At 71.9% G+C, this 6,800-nt stretch carries 6 protein-coding genes; 3 read left to right on the forward strand and 3 right to left on the reverse strand.

The features are described from left to right. Positions 1 to 87 precede the first annotated feature (87 nt). Positions 88 to 804, reverse strand: coding sequence for a response regulator (locus QM638_RS10920; RefSeq protein WP_415142000.1), 717 nt, complete (start codon positions 802 to 804; stop codon positions 88 to 90). Continuing rightward, the gene (locus QM638_RS10925; protein WP_415142001.1) at positions 801 to 2,057 is read right to left on the reverse strand and encodes a sensor histidine kinase; all 1,257 of its coding nucleotides are present in this window, start codon (positions 2,055 to 2,057) and stop codon (positions 801 to 803) included. The genes QM638_RS10920 and QM638_RS10925 overlap by 4 nt, the downstream gene beginning before the upstream one ends. Positions 2,058 to 2,257: 200 nt before the next feature. On the opposite strand from QM638_RS10925, the gene QM638_RS10930 reads away from it, so the two are divergent. Next, entirely contained in the window at positions 2,258 to 2,581 is a 324-nt protein-coding gene (locus QM638_RS10930) for a hypothetical protein (RefSeq protein ID WP_415142002.1), read from the forward strand. A 108-nt stretch (positions 2,582 to 2,689) separates the two neighbouring features. Here the strand turns inward: QM638_RS10930 and QM638_RS10935 are convergent, their stop codons facing one another. Further along, positions 2,690 to 4,723, reverse strand: coding sequence for a S53 family peptidase (locus tag QM638_RS10935; RefSeq protein WP_415142003.1), 2,034 nt, complete (start codon positions 4,721 to 4,723; stop codon positions 2,690 to 2,692). Between the two features lie 258 nt (positions 4,724 to 4,981). Between QM638_RS10935 and QM638_RS10940 the strand changes: the two genes are divergently transcribed. Both QM638_RS10940 and QM638_RS10945 read left to right on the forward strand, forming a co-directional pair. Then, positions 4,982 to 6,367 carry a bifunctional folylpolyglutamate synthase/dihydrofolate synthase gene (locus QM638_RS10940; RefSeq protein ID WP_415142004.1) on the forward strand — a complete coding sequence of 462 codons (1,386 nt, stop codon included), beginning with the start codon at positions 4,982 to 4,984 and terminating at the stop codon, positions 6,365 to 6,367. Continuing rightward, positions 6,357 to 6,791, forward strand: a complete 435-nt coding sequence (locus tag QM638_RS10945; protein WP_415142005.1) for a DUF4233 domain-containing protein — start codon at positions 6,357 to 6,359, stop codon at positions 6,789 to 6,791. The genes QM638_RS10940 and QM638_RS10945 overlap by 11 nt, the downstream gene beginning before the upstream one ends. Positions 6,792 to 6,800: the final 9 nt, after the last annotated feature.

The following is a 6,800-nucleotide window of genomic DNA, read 5'->3' on the forward strand; positions in this document are numbered from 1 at the left end:
GAAATCCTAGGCGTCGGCGTTCACCTGCGCGAAACGCGGTTGCGTCGACGCGCCCCGCCATGTGGTGCGCGACATGCGGTGTGCGACTCAGCCGGACCCTGGCCCCGCCCCACGGCGTCCGACGAGGCCATGGTCGTAGGCGTAGACGATCGCCGCCGGACGGTCGCGCAGGCCGAGCTTGGCGAAGATCCGGCCGACGTGGCTCTTGACGGTCAGCTCGGAGATGACCAGCTCGGCGGCGATCTCGGCGTTGCTGTGGCCGGCCGCCAGCGAGGTCAGCACCTCCAGCTCACGCGCCGTGAGCAGGTCGGCCGCCGGACGGCCGGTGACGGGCCGGTCGACCTCGGTGGTCCGATAGGCGCGCAGCACGCGGCCGGTGACGGTGGGGTCGAGCCAGCCGTCACCGGCGGCGACCGCGTGGGCGGCCCTGACCAGGTCGTCGGCGGAGGAGTCCTTGAGCTGGAAGCCGGCGGCGCCGGCACGCAGCGCACCGGAGAGGAGTTCGTCGTCGTCGAAGGTGGTGAGCACCAGCACCGGTGGTGGGTCGTCGCGCGCGCCGAGCGCCTCGATCGCGGAGATGCCGTCGACGATGCGCATCCGCAGGTCCATCACCACCAGGTCGGCGCGCGTCCGGGGGTCGTCGATGACCGCCGGCACCTCGACCCCGTCGGCGCACTCCGCGACGATCTCGAAGCCGTCCCGGCGACGCAGGATCCGTCGCAGCCCCGATCGCACCAGCTCCTGGTCGTCGACGAGTACGACCCTGACCGGGGTGCCCGCGAGACCCGGGGCGCCTGTCGTCATCGGGCCGACCCGGATGCGTTCGAGGAGATGGCCCGCAGCGGGCAACGCGCCTCCTCGGGTCCGCCGGGTATCGGCGCGCGTACGTCGACGATCCAGTAGCCGGCGTCCGGTCCGACCCGCAGGTCGGCCCCCAGCTGGGCCGCCCGCGCTCGCATCCCGGGCAGTCCGGAGCCGACCCCGTCGGCCCGCGGCGGGCCGGCGCACTGGTTGCGGACCGTGAGCCGCGCCTCGCCGTCGCGCACCGCGAGCCGGACGATCGTCCGCCCCGATCGCGCGTGCTTGGCGATGTTCGCCAGGGACTCCTGGGCGATCCGGTAGAGGCCGAGACCGATCGCGTCCGGCACCGACCCCGGGTCGCCGGTCTCCCGGTAGCGCACCGCGAGCCCGGCGCGCTCCGCCTCGCCGACCAGCGCCTCGATGCCGCCGGCGTCGGGCAACGCGTACGGCGAGGCCGGCTGGAGGTCGCTGCCGAGCGTGCTCACCGTCCGCCGGATGTCGGCCATCGCCCGTCGGCCGATGCGCTCGGCCTCCAGCAGCGCCTCGTCGACCTCGCCGAGCCCCGCCGCCCCGGTGCCGCCGCCGACCTCCTCGGCCACGTCCCGGAGCGCCCGGCGGGCGCCGGTCAGATGCAGCAGGGTGACGCTGAGCGAGTGGGCCACCAGGTCGTGGATCTCTCGGGCGATGCGCTGACGCTCGCTGAGCGTGGCCTGCGCCCAGGCCCGTTCCCGGGCGTCGCGCTCGGCGCGCAGGGCGCGCATCTGCCACCGCAGCATCGCGCCGACCACGAAGCCGAGCACCAGCTCGAGGAGATAGATGGCCACGGCGTGGACACCCGGCCCGGCCGCGGTGGCCATCAGAGCGCCGACACCGACGAGTCCGACACACGTTCCCGGTCGCACGCCGTCCCTGGCCGTCGCCTCCGCGGTGAGCAGCGCCAACAGGGTCGGGGCGAGGTCGACCGAGGTGTCGTCGACGGGGTTCCACATCAACCACAGGGCCGCGATCACGGTGCCGATGCCGTCCAGCCACCACGGCGGCCAGCGCCGCCGCGTCAGGATCGCCAGCGGCGTCGCGGCCACCAGGGGGATCGTCAGCAGCAGCGGATCGGGCGGCCACCACGCGTGCCGCAGCGCCAGGGCGACCCCGACGCAGACCAGCTGGCCGGCCAGGCAGGTGGCCGGGACCCACCAGGGGTAGAGGAGCCCGTGCTGCGCGCAGTTGGCCTCGATGCGCTGGCGTAGCCGGAGGAGCATGACCTCAGCCTAGGTAGCACACGGCCCCCCGTCATCCGACCCGGGACGGATCGCGCCTCCTACCGCGGTAGCAGACCCGCGCCGCCCGAATGCGGCCCGAGGGCAGACGCGCCGGCGGCCGGATCGACCTAGCGTCGAATCGTCGAACGGACAGCGGCCCCGAACCGGACCGCCGACCGACGGGACCGAGGGGGACCGAGATGGGTTGGACCGAGACCAGAGCGCGCTGGCGGGTGCTTCGCGAGCTCGAGACCGAGCTGCGGTACGGCGAGGACCTCGTCTGGCGGGCCGAGTACGAGGAGCTCTTCGGCGACATCGGCGGCCTGCTCGCCGCGATGCGCTACCGGATGCGACTGGCCTACCAGACCCAGCTCGACTCCAGCCTGCCCGATCGTGTGCTGACGCGGACGCGCCGAGAGCTCGATGACCGGTTCGTCGGCGTACGTCGGGTGCTGGCGGATCACGCCGCGGACCGGGTGCGGCGTGACGGGTGTGAGAGGTCAGCCTCTCCGATCGGCCGCTGAGATCCGCCGAGCTCCGCTCAGACGCGGACGGGGACAGACACCGCAGTGCCTGCCCCCGTCCGGGAGTACCCGGTCGACCGGGTACTCCCGGGTCCGTCTCAGCCGGTGCTACCGGTGATGCCTGCCGCCGACCTGACGGCTGACCGAGGTGAAGAAGGCGGTGCCGTTCGGGCTGCCCACCCCGGTCTCGTCGTCGTACCCCCGCACCGAGTGCAGCGTGGAGGTCTGGGTGTCGATGGTCTGCAGCTTGTAGGTGTAGCCGTCGCTGTCGTCCAGGTAGTTCGTGTAGTCGGTGCGGACCTGGTAGACCGGCTTCTTCGGCGCCACGATGTCGTGCAGCGCCTTGGAGCCGTTCAGCGAGTACAGCAGCGGGTTGGCGAAGCCGATCGGCCGTCCGGCCGCCTGTCCGGCCACCGCCGCGACACCGGCGAACAGCGGTGAGGCCAGGCTGGTGCCACCGATCCGGTAGGTGTCGTAGTAGGTGCCGTCCGGGAAGACCTGGGTCTCACCGACCGTCATCCCGGTGTTCGGGTCCGCGTCCATCGCGACGTCGGGCACCACCCGCATCTTGGTCCCGTCGACCGTCGACATCGAGTCGGGCACGACCCCACGCTGGTAGTACGGCTGGTCGAAGAGCTGGCTGACGCCACCACCACCGCCGGAGCTGTAGGACGGCGTGCTCCAGCTGTTGCCGTCGAGCGTGGAGTAGTCGTTCTGCCAGCCGTACTCGCCCTGCCACTGCTTCGTCTTGCCCACCTCCAGGCTGGTGCCGCCGACCGCCGTCACGTACGGCACGTCGGAGGGGAACTCGGCCGTCTTCGCGGACGGGTCGGTGTTGCCGGCGGTGTGGTCGCCGTCGTCACCCGAGGAGAAGCTGACGGTGATCCCGGTCAGCGCGGCCTCGGTGGAGAACTCGGTGTAGTAGTCGACGTAGGCCTGGCCCAGGTCCTCGATGTCGTCGAGTCCGTCGGACCAGGAGTTGGTGATCACGTCGGCCCGGTGCTCGTCGATCGTCTCGGCCCAGGCGGTGTCCAGACCGGTGGAGCAGTCGGAGCCGGCGACGTAGACGATCTTCGCGCCCGGCGCCATCGTGTGCACCGCCTCGACGTCGAGGGTCTCCTCGCCGTACCAGCCGTTGCCGCCACACTCGTCGATCAGGTCGTAGTCCGACGGCGTGATCTGGCTGAACTGGCCGCGCTTGAACGCCGCCTGGCCGTTGTCCACGGCGTATCGGTTCGCGTCGGCCAGGATCGTCGGCGCGGCGAACGCGTCGGTGATGGCGACGGTGATGCCCTTGCCGGTGTAGCCCTTCTTGAGCATCGAGGAGATGCCGTAGGCGCCCTGCAGTTGCTTGGAGCCGTAGCCGCACACGGCGTACGGCTGGTGCTTCCCGCTGGCCTTCGGCAGTGTCGTGGCCGTCTTCTGGCCGAAGTACGACGAGCACGGCTGGACGCCGTACCGTGCCCCGTCGGGCGGGCCGGGCAGGTCCGTGTCGGTGCTGCTGGTCGTGCTGCTGGCCGTGCTGGCGCTCGTCGAGCTGCTCGTCTGGGAGCTGGTGCCCGGCGTCTTCAGCGTCGCGGCCTGGTCGAGGCCGACCACGCCCTCGATGCTCGGCGCGCTGGCCGGCAGGGACAGTGCGGTCGCGTTCGCGTGCACCCGGTGCCCGTCGAAGCGGTAGTTGCGCATCGTGGTGTCGAAGGCCTTCTCGACCGCGCTGGTGGAGCCGTGCACCTGGACGAGCATCCGGCCCGGCAGGGTGTCGTCGACGGTGAGGCCCTGGTTGGCGAGCCAGTCCGTCACCGAGCTCAGCTGCGCGCTGGTGGGGGCGAACCGCTGCCGGAACTGCGCCGTGGAGAGCCACGTGCCGTAGGAGGCGCTGGACGGGTCGCTGAGACGCTGGACCAGTGCGGCGGCGCTGCCGGCGTTCCGCAGGCCGAGCAGCACCGAGAAGTGCAGCTGGGTGGAGTCGGCCACCTTGCCGACCTCGGTGGCCTGGCCCAGCCAGGTGGGTTTGCTGCCGGCGAGGGTGTGCCGGGGCTTGGCGCTGGCCGCATGCGCCGGGACGGCGGCGGCCGAGAGTGCGAGGGCGGTGGCGGCCGCGACGACCGCGGCGCCCACCTTCGCCCGGTGGGGCAGGTGCATCTGGAATCCTCCCAAGAGATGTCGGATCGGTCTCAGACCTGTGCCCGACCCCAGATTCGGAATACGTCGGACCCTTGGGACCTCACCGCTTTCCATCGACGGCGTCAACGAGTTCGTCGGTACGGAGACCGGTTTGTAGCAAAAAATTTAGATAGACGATGGATTTGTCGTGGGGATTCCGGTGTACGCGTCGTTCCGGTCGCCGGACCGACGCGGGGCGTCGCCGTCCACCGGCCGGCGTCTAGACTTCGCAGCGCGATGACCGAGTCAGCCCCCACCCCACGCCTCGCCGCCACCCTCGACGAGGTCGAGGAGGCCCTGCAGTCCCGCTGGCCGGAGACCCGGCTGGAGCCCTCACTGGACCGGATCAGGGCCTTCACCGAGCTGCTCGGCGACCCGCAGCATGCCTATCGGGTGATCCACCTGACCGGCACCAACGGGAAGACCTCGACGAGCCGGATGATCGACACGCTGCTGCGCGCGCTGGAGCTGCGCACCGGTCGGTTCACCAGTCCGCACGTGGAGCGGATCAACGAGCGGATCAGCGTGGACGGCGAGCCGCTGACCGACGAGGAGTTCGTGGCGGCGTTCAATGACGTCGCCCCGTTCACCCACCTGGTCGACGAGGACCAGCCGCATCCGCTGTCCTTCTTCGAGACGATGGTCGCGATGGCCTACGCGAAGTTCGCCGAGGCTCCCGTCGACGTCGCGGTCGTCGAGGTCGGCATGGGCGGCTCGTGGGACGCGACCAACGTCGCCGACGGCGACGTCGCGGTGCTGACCCCGATCAGCGTCGACCACGCCCACTACCTCGGCAGCGAACCCGCCACCATCGCCCGGGAGAAGGTCGGCATCATCAAGCCCGGCGCGATCGCGGTGGTCGCCGAGCAACAGGCCGAGGTGGACGCGGTGATCGCGGAGCGGGTCGCCGAGGTCGGCGCGAGCGTGGTGCGCGAGGGCACCGACTTCGCGGTGGTCGCCCGGACGCCGGCGGTCGGCGGCCAGGTGGTCACCCTGCGTGGCCTCCGGGCGACCTACGAGGAGCTCTTCCTGCCGTTGTACGGCGCGCATCAGGCCCAGAACGCCGCGGTCGCGCTGGCCGCGGTCGAGGCGCTGCTCGGCGACCGGCCGCTGGAGGATCAGCTGGTCCGCGACGCGTTCGCGCAGGTCACCTCGCCCGGCCGGCTGGAGATCGTGCGCAGCTCCCCGACGGTGCTCATCGACGCGGCGCACAACCCGCACGGTGCCGCGGCCACCGCGGCTGCGCTGGAGGACTCCTTCGCCTTCACCGATGTGGTCGGGGTGATCGGTGTGATGGGGGACAAGGACGTCGAGGGGATGCTGGCCGCCTTCGAGCCGCACCTGAGTCACCTGGTGGCGACGGAGAACTCCACCGACCGGGCGATGCCGGCGGTCGAGCTGGCCCGGGTCGCCGTCGAGATCTACGGCGAGGACCGGGTCAGCGTGGTGCCTCGGCTCGCCGACGCGATCGACGCCGCGGCCGCGCTGGCCGAGTCCGACGACTCCGCCTCGCTCAGCGGCGCCGCGGTGCTGGTCACCGGCTCGGTGGTCACCGCCGGCGAGGCCCGCCGACTGCTGGCCCGCCGGTCGCCGGCGAGCGCGAGGCACACCGATGGCGGCTGAGCGGGAGAAGTCCCCACGCCGAGGCATGTGTGCCGCGGTGCTCGGCCTGGAGGCGATCGTCCTCGGTCTGACCACGCCGGTGATGATCTCGATCGAGTCGGTCTCGACCGGCACCGCCCTCTGGGTGGGGTTGGGCCTGTGCGTGGCCTGCCTGGTGGGCTCGGGCATGTTGCGCCGCCGCTGGGCCTACTGGCTGGGCTGGGCGATCCAGATCGCCGCGATCCTGCTCGGCCTGGTGGTGCCGCTGATGTTCGTGCTGGGCGGCATCTTCGCGCTGTTGTGGGGGTTGGCCGACGGGCTCGGCCGCAAGATCGAGCGGGAGCGGGCCGCGGCCTTCGCCGCCTACGACCAGATGCAGGCCGAGCAGGACGCCGGGGAGGCGCGCGGGGCGCCGCCGGCCGGCCCGCCGGGCCCGGCGCACTGAGCGCGGCCG

It is taken from the genome of Nocardioides sp. (genome assembly GCF_047606145.1).
GTDB lineage: Bacteria > Actinomycetota > Actinomycetes > Propionibacteriales > Nocardioidaceae > Nocardioides.

What these genes read in the sequence shown, in the direction of transcription:
- QM638_RS10920 (WP_415142000.1), bottom strand. Translation starts at nt 804, where the DNA reads ATGACGACAGGCGCCCCGGGTCTCGCGGGCACCCCGGTCAGGGTCGTA.
- QM638_RS10925 (WP_415142001.1), bottom strand. Translation starts at nt 2,057, where the DNA reads ATGCTCCTCCGGCTACGCCAGCGCATCGAGGCCAACTGCGCGCAGCAC.
- QM638_RS10930 (WP_415142002.1), top strand. Translation starts at nt 2,258, where the DNA reads ATGGGTTGGACCGAGACCAGAGCGCGCTGGCGGGTGCTTCGCGAGCTC.
- QM638_RS10935 (WP_415142003.1), bottom strand. Translation starts at nt 4,723, where the DNA reads ATGCACCTGCCCCACCGGGCGAAGGTGGGCGCCGCGGTCGTCGCGGCC.
- QM638_RS10940 (WP_415142004.1), top strand. Translation starts at nt 4,982, where the DNA reads ATGACCGAGTCAGCCCCCACCCCACGCCTCGCCGCCACCCTCGACGAG.
- QM638_RS10945 (WP_415142005.1), top strand. Translation starts at nt 6,357, where the DNA reads ATGGCGGCTGAGCGGGAGAAGTCCCCACGCCGAGGCATGTGTGCCGCG.